The organism is Nocardia rosealba (genome assembly GCF_020216065.1).
Classification (GTDB): Bacteria; Actinomycetota; Actinomycetes; order Mycobacteriales; family Mycobacteriaceae; genus Nocardia; species Nocardia rosealba.
This window is the reverse complement of sequence record NZ_JAIWNA010000008.1, coordinates 52,441-68,699: the sequence shown is the minus strand read 5'-3', so window position 1 is coordinate 68,699 and position 16,259 is coordinate 52,441. Positions and strand designations below refer to the sequence as shown.

15 protein-coding genes are annotated in these 16,259 nt (G+C 67.5%); 4 read left to right on the top strand and 11 right to left on the bottom strand.

Annotated features, from left to right (window positions below; genetic code table 11):
* Positions 1–45: 45 nt before the first annotated feature.
* The 4 genes from LDL21_RS24830 to LDL21_RS24815 form a co-directional block, all read right to left on the bottom strand.
* Positions 46–1,707, bottom strand: a complete 1,662-nt coding sequence (locus LDL21_RS24830; protein ID WP_225281974.1) for an ICP22 family protein — start codon at positions 1,705–1,707, stop codon at positions 46–48.
* A 30-nt stretch (positions 1,708–1,737) separates the two neighbouring features.
* Positions 1,738–2,067 carry a hypothetical protein gene (locus LDL21_RS24825; protein ID WP_225281973.1) on the bottom strand — a complete coding sequence of 110 codons (330 nt, stop codon included), beginning with the start codon at positions 2,065–2,067 and terminating at the stop codon, positions 1,738–1,740.
* An 84-nt stretch (positions 2,068–2,151) separates the two neighbouring features.
* Positions 2,152–2,460, bottom strand: coding sequence for a DUF6802 family protein (locus LDL21_RS24820; RefSeq protein WP_225281972.1), 309 nt, complete (start codon positions 2,458–2,460; stop codon positions 2,152–2,154).
* 91 nt (positions 2,461–2,551) lie between these two features.
* The gene (locus LDL21_RS24815; protein WP_181701284.1) at positions 2,552–2,743 is read right to left on the bottom strand and encodes a PspC domain-containing protein; all 192 of its coding nucleotides are present in this window, start codon (positions 2,741–2,743) and stop codon (positions 2,552–2,554) included.
* A gap of 198 nt (positions 2,744–2,941) precedes the next feature.
* Between LDL21_RS24815 and LDL21_RS24810 the strand changes: the two genes are divergently transcribed.
* Positions 2,942–4,528: an ABC-F family ATP-binding cassette domain-containing protein gene (locus LDL21_RS24810; RefSeq protein WP_443678057.1), complete on the top strand. Its 1,587-nt coding sequence runs from the start codon at positions 2,942–2,944 to the stop codon at positions 4,526–4,528.
* Positions 4,529–4,536: 8 nt separating this feature from the next.
* Positions 4,537–4,956 (top strand): hypothetical protein, encoded by a 420-nt coding sequence (locus tag LDL21_RS24805; RefSeq protein WP_225281970.1) that lies wholly within the window; start codon positions 4,537–4,539, stop codon positions 4,954–4,956.
* Here the strand turns inward: LDL21_RS24805 and LDL21_RS24800 are convergent, their stop codons facing one another.
* From LDL21_RS24800 to LDL21_RS24775, 6 genes are all read right to left on the bottom strand, one after another.
* A complete protein-coding gene (locus LDL21_RS24800; protein ID WP_181701290.1) occupies positions 4,957–5,298 on the bottom strand; it encodes a hypothetical protein in 342 nt (113 codons plus the stop codon). It lies immediately after the preceding gene.
* 130 nt (positions 5,299–5,428) lie between these two features.
* Positions 5,429–6,766 carry a phosphoglucosamine mutase gene (glmM, locus tag LDL21_RS24795; protein WP_181701292.1) on the bottom strand — a complete coding sequence of 446 codons (1,338 nt, stop codon included), beginning with the start codon at positions 6,764–6,766 and terminating at the stop codon, positions 5,429–5,431.
* A gap of 139 nt (positions 6,767–6,905) precedes the next feature.
* On the bottom strand, positions 6,906–7,427 hold the full coding sequence (gene rpsI / locus LDL21_RS24790) for a 30S ribosomal protein S9 (RefSeq protein ID WP_084457283.1): 522 nt from the start codon (positions 7,425–7,427) through the stop codon (positions 6,906–6,908).
* Complete coding sequence (gene rplM / locus LDL21_RS24785) at positions 7,424–7,867, bottom strand: 50S ribosomal protein L13 (RefSeq protein WP_022567307.1); 444 nt, start codon at positions 7,865–7,867, stop codon at positions 7,424–7,426. The genes rpsI and rplM overlap by 4 nt, the downstream gene beginning before the upstream one ends.
* A 180-nt stretch (positions 7,868–8,047) precedes the next feature.
* The gene (locus LDL21_RS24780) at positions 8,048–9,349 is read right to left on the bottom strand and encodes a hypothetical protein (RefSeq protein ID WP_225281969.1); all 1,302 of its coding nucleotides are present in this window, start codon (positions 9,347–9,349) and stop codon (positions 8,048–8,050) included.
* 145 nt (positions 9,350–9,494) lie between these two features.
* Positions 9,495–12,032 (bottom strand): FHA domain-containing protein, encoded by a 2,538-nt coding sequence (locus LDL21_RS24775; RefSeq protein WP_225281968.1) that lies wholly within the window; start codon positions 12,030–12,032, stop codon positions 9,495–9,497.
* A 107-nt stretch (positions 12,033–12,139) separates the two neighbouring features.
* Between LDL21_RS24775 and LDL21_RS24770 the strand changes: the two genes are divergently transcribed.
* A complete protein-coding gene (locus tag LDL21_RS24770) occupies positions 12,140–13,585 on the top strand; it encodes a neutral zinc metallopeptidase (RefSeq protein ID WP_225281967.1) in 1,446 nt (481 codons plus the stop codon).
* Position 13,586: 1 nt separating this feature from the next.
* On the opposite strand, the gene LDL21_RS24765 is transcribed toward LDL21_RS24770, so the two are convergent.
* Complete coding sequence (locus tag LDL21_RS24765; protein ID WP_225281966.1) at positions 13,587–14,864, bottom strand: FHA domain-containing protein; 1,278 nt, start codon at positions 14,862–14,864, stop codon at positions 13,587–13,589.
* A 167-nt stretch (positions 14,865–15,031) separates the two neighbouring features.
* Here LDL21_RS24765 and LDL21_RS24760 point away from each other — a divergent pair, with 167 nt between their 5' ends.
* Entirely contained in the window at positions 15,032–16,222 is a 1,191-nt protein-coding gene (locus LDL21_RS24760; protein ID WP_225281965.1) for a DUF7373 family lipoprotein, read from the top strand.
* The last annotated feature ends 37 nt before the right edge of the window (positions 16,223–16,259 follow it).

Genomic DNA, 16,259 nt, shown 5'->3' with positions numbered 1-16,259 from the left:
CCTATTCTCCGTGACCCGCGGATGGACTGCCGTCTGCTGGGAGCATCACAAAGGGCCTGCCTCAGCGAGAACCGCTCCACTGTCGCCGGCATCGCCCGCCGGGTGGTTCTCGACGGTAGGTATGTGCTCGCCATCGGTTTCCTGCCGGTCCGATCTGGGACCAACCGGAACACCGCCTGCGACAGAGCCTGAAGACGGCTCGCCCGAGCCGATTTCACTGGTCACCGGAGCATCCGTCAGGTCAGGAGTCTCAGCAGTAGTCGGGTCGGCAGCACCGCCCACCCCACTCCCTGCGTCCTCGAGACCCGCCGCGCCATGGCCGACGCCGGATTCTGGCGTACCCGAGCCCACTGCGCCCTCTTCGGCCTGCACGGCTCCGGTCTCGGCCGACTCGTCCTTCGTACTCGTGTCCGTCGTCAGGACAGGAATTCCGTTCTCGTCCAACGACAACCGGTACTCATTGGTAGTGCCATTCGCGTCAGTTGTCGTCAGTGCAAGTCCGTTCGCACCGGCTTCGATCGTTACCTTTGTGTCCCCGAGCTGGAAGGACGCCTCATGCTCGCCGGAAAGCAGGCTGCTCGCCTGTTCGGTCATCTGCTCGATACCGTCGCTCAGCGAGGTTCCCGCCGATTCCACGGCAGAGGTCAGTGTGTCCCCTAGGTCACCGGTCAACGCGCTCGACACGGTGGTGCCCAGTTCACTCAGCGTCGACGCGAGTGTGCTCAACGCACTGTTGGTATCGGAGTCGTCGTTGTCATCAGTGGTGGTTTGCGGAGTCTGCGTCGTTGTCGTTTTCGTCGTCGACCCCGAGGTATCACCGTTCTGAGTTCCTGCGGTGGAAGTGTCACCGCCCGTGCCTTTGGACTGATCGGTTGTTTTCTTGGACTGATCCTCTGTCGCTGTCGACTTGTCGCCCGGGCCGGCCTTCTCGTCGTCGTCGTTTGCGCCGCCCACGGACTTCGCACTGTTGTACGACTTCTCTTCGACCGCGTCGAGTGCTGCAGTGATCAGGTCGTACTTGCCTTCGATCGCTGTGCGAGCGATCGTGCATGCGGAGGTGAAGGAACTCAGCATCTGGTCGTACTTGAAGGCGAAGGTGTCTTGTAACCATCGCTCGCATGCGATTTTGATCTGATCGGGATACTTCTTCGGAAAAATGGCGCCAGGCAGCATCTTCTGCCACACGGCTTTGTCCATTTCGCCGGTCGCCTTGCCATCGATTACCTCGTCGATGTCCGTCGGCGTCAGTCCCCCGACTTCGACCTTGCCGTCCACCAAAGCTCCGTCAATGACGCTCACCTTGTCTTTGACGGTTTGCAAGATCGTCGTGCTCGCCGTGTTCAGGGCGTCGAGAACTCGCTGGACAGCCGTGCAATCGGTAGCCGATTGGGTGGCCAACCCCGTGACAATCTCGGCTCCTCGGGTACCCGCCTCACCCTGCCACGACGCCGGAAGAACGAGACCCACCTGCTTTTGTTTGTCCGACTGCATCTTCGCCGCGTTCAGCGAGAGTTGAAGGCTTGCCACAGTCGCGGCAAGGGTTTGCAGGTTCAATTGCCGTTCCGCGTCATATGTGGCATAGATCGCTTGCAGAGACATCGTCTGCGCGGTCGGGAAGGCACGCAGGTATCTGGGAGTCAGCTCCGTGAAGAACCCCAGGCCTCGTGCGGCGCCGGCGTCGAGCACCCCGTCGACAGTTTCAACCATGTTCGATCCCCTCCCCTGGTTCGACGCCCATCAGCCGGACAGCTGGGTTGCCAGCTTCTTCTGGTCCTGAGCGTTGGCGTTGTCGACACCGACCAGTTCGATGGTCGCGGTGCCGATTGCGCCTGCGGTGTAGTCGGTTGCAGTGGTCCACCGGTTCAGCCAGCCACTGATCCGGTCGAATCCTGCGGCGATCCGGTGACCACGGTCGGCATAGGCACGACCGGCGTCGACGCCCGTTCCCCACGGGCTGACGTTCGCCGCGGCCTTTCGTAGCTCGCCAACGGTGCTTTTGAGCTCATTGACCTGCTGGGTGACCGCAGCCTGGTTGACCACCACCCCGTTCGAAACGGTCGTACCCATCCCCACCTCCACACTCCGGACACGCCACAGCGGCGCCCTACCTACTTCGACGCACGAACCCACCAACGGGTTCCCACGAGGGCCCTACTTTCCCAGATTCCCCTGATCCGTCTTCCTCCACTCCGAAGTCCCATCCGGATGCCGGTGGTACTCCCACGCCGCATAGTCCCCGTCCTCCTCGATCACCGTCACGTGGTCGGCGAGGCCGTCCTCGTCGTAGTCGGACCAGATGGTGGTGGAGTTGGGGTCGGTGTGGGTGAGGGAGTCGGCTACGCCGTCGGCGTCGAGGTCTTGGGAGGGGGAGTTGAGTTCGACGGGGCCGAGGCTGTCGAGGGGTGTGTGCGCGTCGATGTCGGGTAGGCCGAAGCCGGGGATGTCGCCCGAGGTGACCATGGCTCCTCCTCAAACGGGAAACTCGCGGATGACGGCGCGGCGGAACCCCACCATCCTGTCATCCGCGAGCGGCTCACGGCCACGTCGGGTGTTATTTCTTGGGCATGATCAGCCACAGGATCAGGTAGAGCAGGAACTGGGGGCCGGGCAGCAGGCAGGAGGCGACGAAGGCGAGGCGAACGACGTTCGGGCTCCACCCGAAGTAGTCGGCGATGCCGCCGCAGACGCCTGCGATCATTTTGTCGCTGGTCGAGCGGGTGAAGCGGCGGGCGGGGGCAGTCATGATGGTGTGCCTTCCTGTCGAGCGGTGATGATTCAACTGTGCCCTCGCGTGCCGCTCCCGGCATCGGTCGACGGACCCATCCGCACCCTGATTTCGCACCACCCCATCTCAGGGTCACACCCTGAGATCGGGCAGACTCGAGCGGTGAGCACGACATTGCACGCCAGCGGCCTGTCCGCGGGACACGCCGAACGGACCCTGTTCGCCGACCTCGATTTCACCCTCGCCCCGGGCGATGTGATCGGGCTGGTCGGCGTGAACGGCGCGGGCAAGTCGACGCTGCTGCGGATGCTCGCCGAGCGCGACGCCGGCGACGGGACGATCACGCTGAGCCCGCCGGACGCCACCGTCGGCTACCTGGCGCAGGAACCGGAGCGCATCGAGGGCGAGACCGTGCTCGAATTCCTCTCCCGCCGAACGGGAGTGGCGCACGCGCAGCGGGTGATGGACGCGGCCGCCGAACGCCTCGGTGAAGGCGGAGACGACGACTACTCCCCCGCGCTGGAACACTGGCTCGCCCTCGGCGGCGCGGACCTGGAGCAGCGGGCCGAGGAGGTCGCGGCCGAACTCGGCCTCATCGATGGCCTGGCCGGTGGCCTGGACACCCCGATGACGGGCCTGTCGGGCGGCCAGGCGGCGCGCGCCGGACTGGCGTCGGTGTTGTTGTCGCGCTTCGACATCCTGTTGCTCGACGAACCGACCAATGATCTCGACCTCGACGGCCTGGAACGGCTGGAACGTTTCGTCACCGGTGTGCGGGTGCCGCTGATGGTGATCAGCCACGATCGGGAGTTCTTGGCTCGCACCGTGAATCGGGTGCTGGAACTGGACCTGGCGCAGCAGCAGTACGGCATGTACGACGGTGGGTACGAGGCGTATCTGACCGAGCGCGAGATCGCCCGCAAACACGCTCGCGAGCAGTTCGACGAATTCGCCGACACCAAAGCGGGTTTGGAGGCACGCGCCCAGATGCAGCGCAACTGGCTCGAGCACGGTGTGCGCAATGCCCGGCGCAAAGGCAAGAACGACTCGGACAAGATGGGCCGTAAAACGCGCGCCGAATCCACCGAGAAGCAGGCGGCGAAGGCTCGGCAGACGCAGCGCCGCATCGAACGGCTCGAGGTGGTCGAGGAACCGCGCAAGGAGTGGGAGCTGCGGATGGAGATCGCCACCGCCCCGCGCAGTGGTGCGGTGGTTGCCACCGCGAACAACGCGACCGTCACCCGTGGCGAGTTCACACTCGGACCGATCACCACCCAGATCGATTGGGCGGACCGGATCGTGCTCACCGGCGCCAACGGTTCGGGCAAGTCCACCCTGCTCGGGCTGCTGCTCGGCAAGATCGCTCCCGATTCCGGTTCTGCCGCTTTGGGTTCCGGTGTCGCCATCGGTGAGGTGGACCAGGCGCGTGGCCTGTTCCGCGGCACCGAGCGGCTGGTCGACACCTTCGGCGCGGCCATGCCCGAATGGCCCGACGCCGATATCCGCACGCTGCTGGCCAAGTTCGGGCTGCGCGGCCCGCACGTGATCCGGGCGTGCGACACGCTCTCACCGGGCGAACGCACCCGCGCGGCCCTGGCCTTGCTCCAGGCGCGCGGGGTGAACTTGCTGGTTCTGGACGAACCGACCAATCACCTCGACCTGCCCGCCATCGAACAGCTCGAGCAGGCGGTCGAATCCTTCACGGGCACCCTGATTCTGGTGACGCACGACCGCCGCATGCTGGATTCTGTGCGAGCGACCCGCCGTTGGCACATGGCCGCCGGGCTGCTCACCGAGAAATAGGACACCCCATGGCATTAGGCATCGACACCCGCGTCACGCTGCTCGTCACCGGGCTCATCTTCCTGAGCGCCCTGCTGCTCGGGATCTGGAAATATCGCGGCATCCGGGTCGACGGTGCCGCCCACGTCTACGTCGACATCGCGCACCGCGCGGCCCTGATGTATTCCTTCGCAGGCCTGGTGCTTGCCGTGTTCACCGAGCTCAGCGCCTGGCCGACGCTCGTGAATCTGGCCGCCGACCTGGTGGTTCTCGCGTTCTTCGCCGGGGCGATCGCCAGTTACGTGATGCACGGCCTGCGTCGCGACACCACCGACCAGTTCGCCGGGGAGATCTCCGGCGCGCTGAAGCTGTCGATGTACGGGCTGATCGTGGGTGAGGTCGGGGGTTTCCTCGTGCTGTTCACCGGTTTCATCGCCGGCCAGTTCTGATCAGATCGGTTGGACCACAGCCGTTTCCGCCGCACCGAACAGGTCGATATCGGACCCGAACTTGATCCCGACCAACCCGGCGACGAGCGTGGCGAGCAGGATCGCGACAACCACGATCAGCGACCGTGAGCGCGGTGAGGGCCGTGGCACCGCCACCGCACCGCTGCGCGACGTCTCGGCCTCGATGCGCTGACCGTATCCTTCGTCGCGGATCGGCACCGTCGGCGAATACCCCTGGGGCACTTCACGACACCCCGGCCGTCCGCACGCCCCACCGCAGCGGTGGGGCTCGCCGTACTCGTAGTACTGATCCTGGTAGTTGCGGGCAGGCAGCGGCGCCATGATCGGCCCCCTTCGAATCGTGCTGCGCGCCAAACTCTCCGGTGCGCCGAGCAAGCACACGCGCCACGGGCACACAGGTCCTTACGGCGTAGGCCGATAGTAGATGCAGCGGCGACGGCACGCCAGCCGATCAGACGGCGGCGACCTGCTTGGCCAGATCGTCGGCCAGCTGACGCGCCTGCGCCGGATCGGTGGCCTCGACCATCACCCGAACCAGCTGCTCGGTGCCGCTGGGGCGCAACAGCACCCGGCCCGACTCGCCGAGCATGCGCTCCGCCTCGGCCACCGCGTCGCGCACCTCGGGGGCGGCGGCGACCGCGGCCTTGTCCGACACCTTCACGTTCACCAGCACCTGCGGCACGGTGCTCATCACCGACGCCAGCTCCCCGAGCCCGCGACCGGTCTGGGCCATCCGTGCCATCAACCGCAGCCCGGTGAGCACACCGTCGCCGGTGGTGCCGTAGCGCGGGAAAACCACGTGACCCGACTGTTCGCCACCGAGACTGAACCCACCACGACGTAGCTCCTCGAGCACGTAGCGGTCGCCGACAGCGGCGGTGAGCACGCGAATACCGGCCGCGCGCATAGCGATATGCAAACCGAGGTTGCTCATCACCGTGGCGACCAGGGTGTCTTCGACAAGTTCGCCCGACTCACGCATGGCCAGCGCGAGTACCGCCATGATCTTGTCGCCGTCGACCACCTCGCCGGCGGCGTCGACCGCGAGGCACCGGTCGGCGTCGCCGTCGAGCGCGACACCCAGGTCGGCGCCGTGGGCGAGCACCGCGGCCCGGACCGCGTCCAGGTGGGTGGAACCGCAGCCGTCGTTGATGTTGAGACCGTTGGGTTCGGCGTTGATCGCGATCACCGTCGCGCCCGCCTCCCGGTACACCTGCGGCGCCACCTCGGCGGCCGCGCCGTGCGCGCAGTCGACCACGACGGTGAGCCCGGACAGGTTCTCCCCGGTCGATTCGAGCAGGTGCTCGACATAGCGTTCGTGGGTGCCCTCGACGGTGTAGTCGCCGCGCACGCGACCGATACCCGCGCCGGTCGGGCGCACGGTGGTGCCGTCGGCGATCAGGGCCTCGATCCGCTGTTCCACGGCGTCGTCGAGCTTGTGCCCGCCCGCCGCGAAGATCTTGATGCCGTTGTCGGGCATGGGGTTGTGCGAGGCGGAGATCATCACGCCGAAGCACGCGTCGTACAGGCCGGTGAGGTAGGCGACGGCCGGGGTTGGCAGCACACCCACGGACAGCACGTCGACACCGGTGGCGGTAAGGCCCGCGGTCACCGCGGCCTCGAGCATCTCGCCGCTGGCCCGCGGGTCACGGCCGAGGACCGCGACCGGACGCTTCTTGCCCCGGCTGAGCACCTGCGCCGCCGCACCGGCGACCCGCATCGCCAGCTCCGGGCTCAAAGACTCGTTGGCGAGCCCACGAACGCCGTCCGTACCGAAAAGCTGTCCCATACCTGCCCCTTGTAGGTGGTCCATATACAGCACGAGAGCAGGCGACCAGCCGTGCTGGAAGCCTGCTCTCGCACACGTGCTCCGCAGACCGTACCGCCTCAGCCAAGGTAGGCGAAGACGGTGGTCGGCAGTGCCGAAATCAGCGCTTCGAGTACTGAGGCGCCTTACGGGCCTTCTTGAGGCCGTACTTCTTGCGCTCGGTGGCACGCGGGTCACGAGTCAGGAAGCCGGCACGCTTGAGCGCCGGACGATCCTCGGGAGTGACCTCGATCAGCGCGCGGGCGATGGCCAGACGCAGGGCGCCTGCCTGACCCGAGGGGCCGCCGCCGTGGAGCAGGGCGACGATGTCGAAGGACTCGGTCCGCTCGACGGTCACCAGCGGGGACTTCACCAGCTGCTGGTGCACCTTGTTCGGGAAGTAATCCTCGATGGTGCGGCCGTTGAGGGTGAAGTTGCCGGAGCCCGGAACCAGTCGCACGCGGACGACGGCTTCCTTACGGCGGCCGACGGTCTGCACGGGACGATCGATGACGATCGGCTCGTAGGACGCCTCGTAGACGGCCTCGCCCTCGTCGTAGCCTTCGCCGTCTTCGACGACCTCGACCACGGTCTCGTCGACCGCGTCGAACTCTTCGGGGGTGAACTCTTCAGGAGCGGTCACTGGGCCACCTGCTTGATCTCGAACGGAACCGGCTGCTGCGCGGCGTGGGGGTGGTTCGGGCCTGCGTAGACCTTCAGCTTGCCCGCGATCGCGTTACCCAGCTTGTTCTTCGGGATCATGCCCTTGACGGCCTTCTCCACGAGACGATCGGGACGGGTCGCCAACACCTCGCCGACAGTGCGCGACTTGAGGCCGCCCGGGTGTCCGCTGTGGTGGTGGATCAGCTTGTCCTGCTTCTTGTTGCCGGAGATGGCAACCTTGTCCGCGTTGATGATGATGACGAAGTCGCCACCATCGACGTGGGGTGCGTAGGTCGGCTTGCCCTTGCCGCGCAGCAGGCCAGCGGCCTGCACGGCGAGACGGCCGAGGACTACGTCAGTGGCGTCGATGACGTACCACTTGCGGGTGACGTCACCTGCCTTGGGGCTGTACGTAGGCACAGTCGTTCCCTGTCTGTCGTCGGTGTTGCCGGCCAACTGTTATGGATCCCGTAATCGAGATTTGTCCCGGCGGCCGGTGGAGACCCGGGACATCGCGGAGACACCGAACCGCGAACGGGTCGACGTTCCACACGCCAGCGGCCAACGATACCAGCCGGGTATGACGCCCCCACAATCGGACTAGATGACCACCGGCGGGCCCGGGTCGGTGGTGCGCGCCGGACCGGGGATCAGGTAGCGCAGGTTGTCGATGCCGGGGGTGGCGCACCCGTCGACCATGCTGCCGTCCGCGGTCGCGATGCCCTCGGGTGGCGTGGTGTTGACGTACGGGGTGAACGCGCAGTCCGAGGCGTCGGCCGCGAGGGTGGTGTCGGTCTGCCAGCCGGTGGCGGCGAGCGCCAGCGCGCCGAGCACGGCGGGTGCGCCGAAGAAGCCCTTCTTGACCTTGCCGAGGAGCTTTCCGCGCTGGTCGGCTTCGTCGTCGAGCGCGTGCCGCCCACCGGACTGGGCGGGCGGTCCGGCCACGAAACCGGCGGGCCCCGGCGGCTGGGCGGCGGACGGCGCGGCCGGCGGCGCACCCCAGCCGACCTGGGCGGCATAGGCCTGCCCCGGATGCTGCGGCTCGGGGTAGTCGTCCTCGTCGAACGGCTCGGTGACCAGCAGATGCGCGGCGCCGAGCACCAGCGCGTGCATCGGGTGATCGGCCACCTGCAGCCGCTGTCCGAGGTGGTTCTGGAAGGCCAGGCGCAGCGCGTCGTTGAAGCACACGTTGCCCGCGAGCAGCACCGTCGAGGTGTCGGCGCCGATGGAACGGGCCGCGGCCATCGCCTCGATCACCACGTTGTCGGCGGTGCGCGCGTCGCGCAGCGCCTCCGGGTTCACCGAGACCTCCACCGATTCGGTCGGCTGCTCGTCGTCACCGTGTACCGCGACGACCAGCAGCGTGCGGCCGTCGGAGTAGATGCCGGTGGCGCCGATGCCGGTGTGGTGCCGCTCGCTCGGCGGCGAGACCAGCCCGAGCGCGCGCAGGTATCCCGACAGCGCGACGCTCTCCGGTAGCGGTTCGACGACCACGTCGAGCTGTTCGACCAGCCCGGCGTAGACCTCGACCTTCTCCTCCGGCCAGCTGTCGGGATAAGGCAACGCCACCAGCTGCGGCTTACCGCGCAGATACTTGCCGACGGCGGCCAGCGGGTTGTAGAGCCTGGCCCGGAACACCAGTTCGGCGGGCCAGGTGGCGCCGGCGATCACGATCTGTGGGTGCCCGAGGATGTCGCGCACGTCGGCGATAGCCATCCCCAGATCGGGTCGCTGCCGGTCGACACCGGCGGTGTGCAACCTGCCCGCGGCGTCGGCGAGCAGGTAGGCGGGCGGGGTGTAGGTGCCCTCCACCTGAACCGGGCGGATGGGGGTCTCACCACCACCCGCGGCGACAGACACCACATCCCACCCCAGATGCAGGGCGCCAACTCGAACGGTCACAGGCTCAAGTGTGCCCGGTCGGCGCTCGACACGCGCAGTGTGTCCGCCGAAACGGCTTCTACCTGCCCGATCATGCTGTATCCGACCGGGCATGCTCGGGCGGCCTGCGTGGTGACGCGAGCTGCCGCCTCCGGGCGCTGACCGCTCATGCCTGCGACCGCTTCAACCGCAGGCGGGTCCAGGTGAGGAACGCCAGGGCGGAGGTGATCACGAGCACCATGACGATGTCGAGGATCCAGATGCCGATCGAGTGCGTCCACAGCGAATCGTCCTGCGCACCCCAGAACAGATTCTTCAGGTCGACGGTCGACGCACCCGACGCGTAACCCCAGCGTGCCGGGAACAGGTACGACACCTGCTCGAGGCCGACGCGGTCGGTCACCGGGATCAGACCACCGGCCATCACGAGCTGCACCATGATCATCACCACCAGCATCGGCATGACCTGCTCGTTGGACTTGGCCAGACTCGACATCAACAGACCGAACACCACACAGCAGACCGCCGTCATGGCGATGTCGATGTAGAGCTCGATACTGCCGTTCGGAATCAGCGACCCGGCACCGGGCGGGTTCTTGCCGAGCAAGGTGATGCCGATCAGCACCGCCGACTGCAGGAACGCGACCACGCTGAACACCGCGATCTTGGCCAGCAGGTACGCCGACGGCAGCAGCCCGACCGCCCGTTCGCGGTGGAAGATCGTCCGCTCACCGACCAGGTCACGCACGCTCAGCGTCGCACCCATGAAGCACGCGCCGAGGATGAGCACCACCAGCAGCTGCTGGGTCTCGCTACCACCGGACTTCGCGAACGACCCGTCGGGCTGGGCGACCAGCGGCCCCGCGGCGAAGCCGTTCTCACCGGGCACCACCAGCGACAGCGCGCCGAGAATGAACGGCAGCACCACCAGGAACACCAGATAACCGCGGTCGGCGAAGATCAACCGCAACTGCCTGCGCGCCAACGTGCTGAACTGCCGCATGCCACTCGACTGCGGCGGCGCACCGGTGTTGCCGCGCTGCAACGGCTGCGGCGGCGGTGGTGGCGGTACATAGGCCTGCCTGGACCGATACGCCGCGAAGGCCTGGTCCGGGTTGGCCGCGACATTGGCGAAGATCTCGGCCCAGTCGCTGGTGCCCATCGCCGCACCGACGCCACCGGGGTGGCCGGCGAAGGCGGTCTTGCCGCCGGGCGCGAGCAGCACCACCTGGTCACACATGTCCAGGCAGGCCACGGAGTGGGTGACCACGATGACCACGCGACCGGCGTCGGCCAGTTCGCGCAGCATCTGCATGACCTGCCGGTCCAGCGCCGGATCGAGGCCCGAGGTCGGCTCGTCGAGGATCAGCAGCGACGGACCGGTGAGCAGCTCCATCGCCACCGACGCGCGCTTGCGCTGACCGCCGGAGAGCCGGTCGACCCGGGTATCGGCGTGCTGGGTGAGCGAAAGCTCTTGCAACACACCGTCGATCACCTGCTGACGGTCGGCCTTGGTGGTATCGGGCGGCAGCCGCAGCTCGGCGGCGAAACCGAGGGCCTGGCGGACGGTGAGCTGACGGTGCAGCACATCGTCCTGCGGGACCATGCCGATACGCGAACGCAGCGCCTCGTATTCGGCGTGCAGGTTGCGGCCCTCGAAGGTGACCACACCGCCCGAGGGCTGGGTATTGCCCGCGATCAGCTTCGACAGCGTCGACTTGCCCGCGCCCGATGGGCCGATCAGCGCAGTGAGCGTGCCACGCCCCGCCTGCATGTTCACATCGACGAGCAGCTGCTTGTTGCCCTCGACGGTGAACCCGACCCCGTGCACCGTGAGCCCCAGCTCGGCGACCGGCTTCTGCCGGTGCACCAGCGCACCCTGCGCGACGACGAAGTCGATGTTGCCGATGGTGACGATGTCGCGTTCGCGCAGCACGGTGCGCTGCTGACGGTGACCGTTGACGAAGGTGCCGTTGGCCGACCCGAGGTCCTCGACGACCAGCCCCTCCGGTGAGGAAACCAGCCGTGCGTGCTTGCGCGAGGCCAGCGGGTCGTTCACCACGATCTGGTTGTCGGAGGTGCGGCCGATGCTCAGGCCGCCGGGCGGGATGCGGTCACCGCGCGCCACCGGTTCGGTCGAGGCCGCCTTGCGCACCGGCGGCAGCATCGAGGAGTCGGCGCGGCGGGTCATATTGATGTTGTCCTGCGGCGCGACCGGCTGCGACGGCAGCTGCGAGGTCGGCACGTACTGCGGCCGGGCGGGTGGTTGCTGCTGTTGAGGCGTCGGATGTGACGGTGGCTGGAAGGCGGGACGCTGCGGCGGACGGTGCTGCGGTTGTTGCTGCGAAGGCGGCGCCACCATGGTCGCCGCGTGCCGCGATCCCGCCCCCGGCGCCGCGGGCACGAGGTGCAACAGTGGCCCGCTGATCGCGTCGCCCAGGCGTACCTGGGTCGGCCGGTCGATCGAGACCGGCTGACTCAGCCTGCGTGCGTCGACGAAAACGCCGTTGGTGCTGCCGTTGTCGGCGAGTACCCAGGCGCCGTTGCTGAAGCGCAGAGTGGCGTGCACGCGCGAGACCAGCGGACTGTCCACGAACAGGGTGACCTCGGGCGCACGGCCCATGGTGATCTGCTGGCTCGCTTCGAAGACTCGTTCGGTTCCATCATGGCGCACGGTGATGGTCTGCGCCCCCGGTGAAGACATGGAGCGGATACTATGCCATCGCCCGGACATCGGCGGTGCCCCCGAGACGGCTTCACACCCGATCCGGCGACCGACCTGCACGTGTATCCGGCCGACCAGGGGGACCGATGCCGAAAGGCCAAGTGCTCGTTGCCATCACCGCCGTGCTATGCGCACTGCTGAGTGTGGGCTGCACACGGGCGGTCGACGGCCGCGCGGTCTCGATCTACGACGACCCCTTCCGGGTGGCCGGTTTGCCGACCACCGGCGGCCCGAACGGCCCACGACCGGGCGTCGCGGATTCCTCGCTCACGGCGTCCAACGGTGACGGCGGCGAGGTCGACGCCCTTGCCCTCAACGCCATCGAGGACATCCAGACCTACTGGGAGTCGGTGTTCGGGTCCGAGTTCCGTGGTGAGACGTTCGACCCGGTCACCACCCTCATCTCCTGGGACGCGCGCGCCCCACGAAACTCGGCGGTCGAGTTCTGCAAGGAAACCACCTACCACCTGGTGAACGCCGCCTACTGCCGCAGCGACAACTCCATCGGCTGGGACCGCGCGATGCTGCTGCCCACGATGAGCGAGACCTTCGGCCCGATGTCGGTGGTGATGGTGCTCGCCCACGAATACGGGCACGCCATCCAGACCATGGCCAAGATGGTCACCAAGAAGACCCCGGTACTGGTGAAGGAACAGCAGGCCGACTGTTTCGCCGGCGCGTTCATGCGCCATGTCGCCGAGGGCAAGTCGAAGCACTTCACGATCAACACCTCCGACGGCCTCAATTCCGTGCTGGCCGCGACGGTTTCGATTCGCGATTCCGATCCCGACGATCCGGAGAGCGTGCACGGTTCGGCGTTCGAGCGGGTCACGGCGGTGCAGATCGGTTTCACCGACGGTGCGCGCGGCTGCAAAGGCATCGACGAGGACGAGATCGAATCGCGCCGTGGCAATCTGCCGCAGAGTTTCTCCGGCGACCAGGGACGCGGCGAGTACCCGATCACCCAGAGCAATCTGGTGGAGCTGAGCAAGGCACTGCAGGCGATTCTGCCGGTCCAGCAATCACCCTCCTACGACTACTCGGGATCGCAGGTGGAGTGCGACGACGGTGCCGTCACCGACCCGGTCACCTACTGCCCCACCAAGAACGTGATCGCCACCGACGTGCCCGGCCTGGCCGAACGCGGTTCCGCCGACGACAGCGACGACGGCCCGCTCCCGGTGAAGGTGAGCGGCGACTACAACGGCTACGTCCTGTTCATCTCCCGCTACACCCTCGCCGTGCAGCGCAGCAACGGCCAAGCGCTCACCGGCGCGAAGACAGGCCTGCGCGCGGCCTGCCTGTCGGGAGTGGTCACCGGCAAACTCGCCGAGCCCGGCCGTCCGGTCAGCCAGGGCGACATCCAGCTCTCGGCGGGCGACCTCGACGAGGCGGTCTCCGGCCTGCTCACCGACGGCCTCGCCGCCAGCGACGCCGAAGGCAACACCGTCCCCAGCGGCTTCTCCCGCGTCGACGCCTTCCGCGCGGGCGTCCTCAATGGCGCCACGACCTGCGAGTCGCGCTACAGCTGACTCAGCCGAAGGGCGGCGGGGCGGCGGGTTCGTAGCGCAGGACCCGGTTACCGATCATGATCTCGGTGCCGGGGACGAGCACCAGCGGCTGGTTCGGGGTGAGCCGGATCCAGTCGCGGTAGCCGGGCGGTCGGCTGCGAGTTCCGTTGGTGGAACCGCGATCCAGCAGTTGCACGTCCCAATTCACCAGGTGCACTTCGGCATGCGCGCGTGACATGCCGCCGGACGTGTCGTCGATGCGCAACGGGATCAGGCCACGTTGCGCCGCTTCGGAATTCTCCGGATCGCGCCCGATCACCGCGTCGGCTGCCAGCAGGTAGGTCATGCCGTCGTCGAGGACGAGCATGCCGAGCGGCGGGCGGACCACTTCGGCCAGTGCCTGGGTCTGGTCGACCGGCATGCCGCACACCGTGCAGAACGCCGAGCGCGGATCGCTGGGATGCGCACGCGCGCACTTGAATCCCATCACCTTCACCGTCAGCACCGTCGAACGGGCCGTCGCCTCGAGCCTGCGCTGCAGATCGGGGTCGGGCTCGGGGGCGGGATTGGTCCCGGCGGTGCGGGTTTCCGCGTTGTGCGGGTCGACGAGGTCGTGGTTGGTTCCGGTCACCGCGTCCAGCATCGAGGTCGCGGGCTGCATCCCCGTCGCAGGCGCCTCGGCCGGGCGCGAATCCTGTTGCGGTGGGCGTGGTTCCCGGTCGATGCGGGCAGTGGGCGGCGGCAGCCGTCGGGCGTCGGGGTCGGCGGTGCGCACCCGGCTTCGCACATCGTTGGCCCACACCACGGCCCCGGCCGCCTGCGCGATGCCTTCGACCAGCCAGCCGATGCCGCGTTCGGTGGGCAGGTCGGGGATGCGGCCCTTGGCGTCGTCGACGAACAGCGCCACGCCTTTGGCGGGTTCGGAGGCCACCCGGTCGACGGTGAACGCCGCGTCACTACCCCGGTAGTACTCGGGGCCCCGATCGCCTGCGAGCACGGCGGTCACCGCGCCGTGCAGGAAGATCGCGACACCGCCGTTGTCGGCGGCCGAGAGCACCCCGAAGTCGATCGGCACGCCCGGCGAGATCTGCTCGGCATGCTTCATCAGCCACCGGGTGGCCTCCCGCGCGACCGAGGCGCCCGGCCCGCCCGGTTCCGCCTCCACCGCGGTGCGGACGAGCTCGGCCAGCGATTCCAGTGCGACGGCGGCGGTGGATTCCGGGGTGAGGCGTCCGGGCTGCCGGTGCGCCACCGCGATCACCGCTCCCGCCACGTGCGCCACGGCATGAGTGCCCGGCACGATTTCGACCTGCCGATCCCTCACAGGTATCGGCCTCCACCGGAACCACGCAGCAGGGTCGTCGACATGACATCCAGACTATGGCAAAGCACCACACTTAGGGCCCCCTGGGCGGGCTTGTTCCGGTAACTTCACACCTACAGTGGGAGGAACACCGAGGGGCAGCCATGATCAGGATCCGCGTCGCGTTCGCATTGTCGGCAGTCACGATCGCCCTCACGGGCTGCGCGGTGAGTGGCACCCCCGTCGCAGGTGAGATCGATGTGCGCAAACTCGAGGTGGGGACCTTCGCCGTCGAGAAGCGTTCCCACGATGAAAAGGCCGGTAGCGCAGGTCCGCTCGTGGAGGGAATGCGGATGTCGGGCGCCGTGCCGCCGACGGTCCGGATCGATCCGTCGATGTCGTACGGGCGCGGGTCGACCGTGATCCCGTCGGTGGAACGCGCACTCGACTTCATCGCCAATGTGTCGCGTCCGGTGCTCGAGAACCGCAAGTTCGTCACCGGCTATGTGACGCTCGGTGCCGACCGTGCCGATCCCGACGGCAGCAAACGCCCCGGTGCCGACGCCACCGCCATCACCACCGCGGTGCTGCGTTTCCCCGACAGCGCCTCGGCCACGCTGGCCGCCCGCGAACTCGAGGACGTCGATCTCGCCGTCTCCCCGGACAACCGCAAGCTCGCCTCGACCAAATATCCCGAGGCATATGTGCATTGGCGTCCCGGCATCCCGACCGTCGGCGCATTCCACGCGCACAAGGAATTCGTGATCTCGCTGTTCGTGCAGCGGCCGCGCGCCGACGCCGACGACCTCGTGTCCTGGATCGATATGTCACTGGAAGCGAGCCTGGCTCAGCTCGCGAAGTTCACCCCGACCCCCTACGACAAGCTCGCCGACCTGCCCGTCGACCCCGACGGCCTGCTGGCCCGCGCCGTCGTCGAGGACACCACCGAGACCGAGCCCGACCAGAGCACGTTCGCCGTGTACAGCCCCGAACACATCGTGAGCCGGGTCGATGACGAGACCGCCCGCGAACGCCTCCTCGAAGCCGCGGGCGCCGACCGGTACGCCCTGGTCGAAGGCGGCGCCATCGCCCGCGTCCGCGATCAGGCGGGGGCCGAAGCGCTGATGCAGGGCTTCATCGACTCGGCCGAGCACTATGATTCCGTGCCCGCGCCCACCGATGTGCCCGGCGCCAAATGCTTCGAACTCAATTCGAAGGGCGACTCCGACGTCGATTCCGAATACCGCTGCTACGTTCCGTACAAGCGGTACCTGGCCATTGTCGGTGCCGAGCAGGAATCCGAGATCCGGCAGAAAGTGGCCGCCCAATACGCACTGCTGGCCAACAGTTTGTAGGTCGGCAGAACGGGTTACTATTCCGCCGACCATCGTT

Bases quoted from the DNA above. Each gene is read 5' to 3' on its own strand.
- glmM (WP_181701292.1), bottom strand. From the start codon at position 6,766: ATGGGACAGCTTTTCGGTACGGACGGCGTTCGTGGGCTCGCCAACGAG.
- LDL21_RS24760 (WP_225281965.1), top strand. From the start codon at position 15,032: ATGATCAGGATCCGCGTCGCGTTCGCATTGTCGGCAGTCACGATCGCC.
- LDL21_RS24820 (WP_225281972.1), bottom strand. From the start codon at position 2,460: ATGGTCACCTCGGGCGACATCCCCGGCTTCGGCCTACCCGACATCGAC.
- LDL21_RS24800 (WP_181701290.1), bottom strand. From the start codon at position 5,298: ATGGCGCCGCTGCCTGCCCGCAACTACCAGGATCAGTACTACGAGTAC.
- LDL21_RS24830 (WP_225281974.1), bottom strand. From the start codon at position 1,707: ATGGTTGAAACTGTCGACGGGGTGCTCGACGCCGGCGCCGCACGAGGC.
- LDL21_RS24805 (WP_225281970.1), top strand. From the start codon at position 4,537: ATGGCATTAGGCATCGACACCCGCGTCACGCTGCTCGTCACCGGGCTC.
- LDL21_RS24825 (WP_225281973.1), bottom strand. From the start codon at position 2,067: ATGGGTACGACCGTTTCGAACGGGGTGGTGGTCAACCAGGCTGCGGTC.
- LDL21_RS24815 (WP_181701284.1), bottom strand. From the start codon at position 2,743: ATGACTGCCCCCGCCCGCCGCTTCACCCGCTCGACCAGCGACAAAATG.
- LDL21_RS24775 (WP_225281968.1), bottom strand. From the start codon at position 12,032: ATGTCTTCACCGGGGGCGCAGACCATCACCGTGCGCCATGATGGAACC.
- LDL21_RS24770 (WP_225281967.1), top strand. From the start codon at position 12,140: ATGCCGAAAGGCCAAGTGCTCGTTGCCATCACCGCCGTGCTATGCGCA.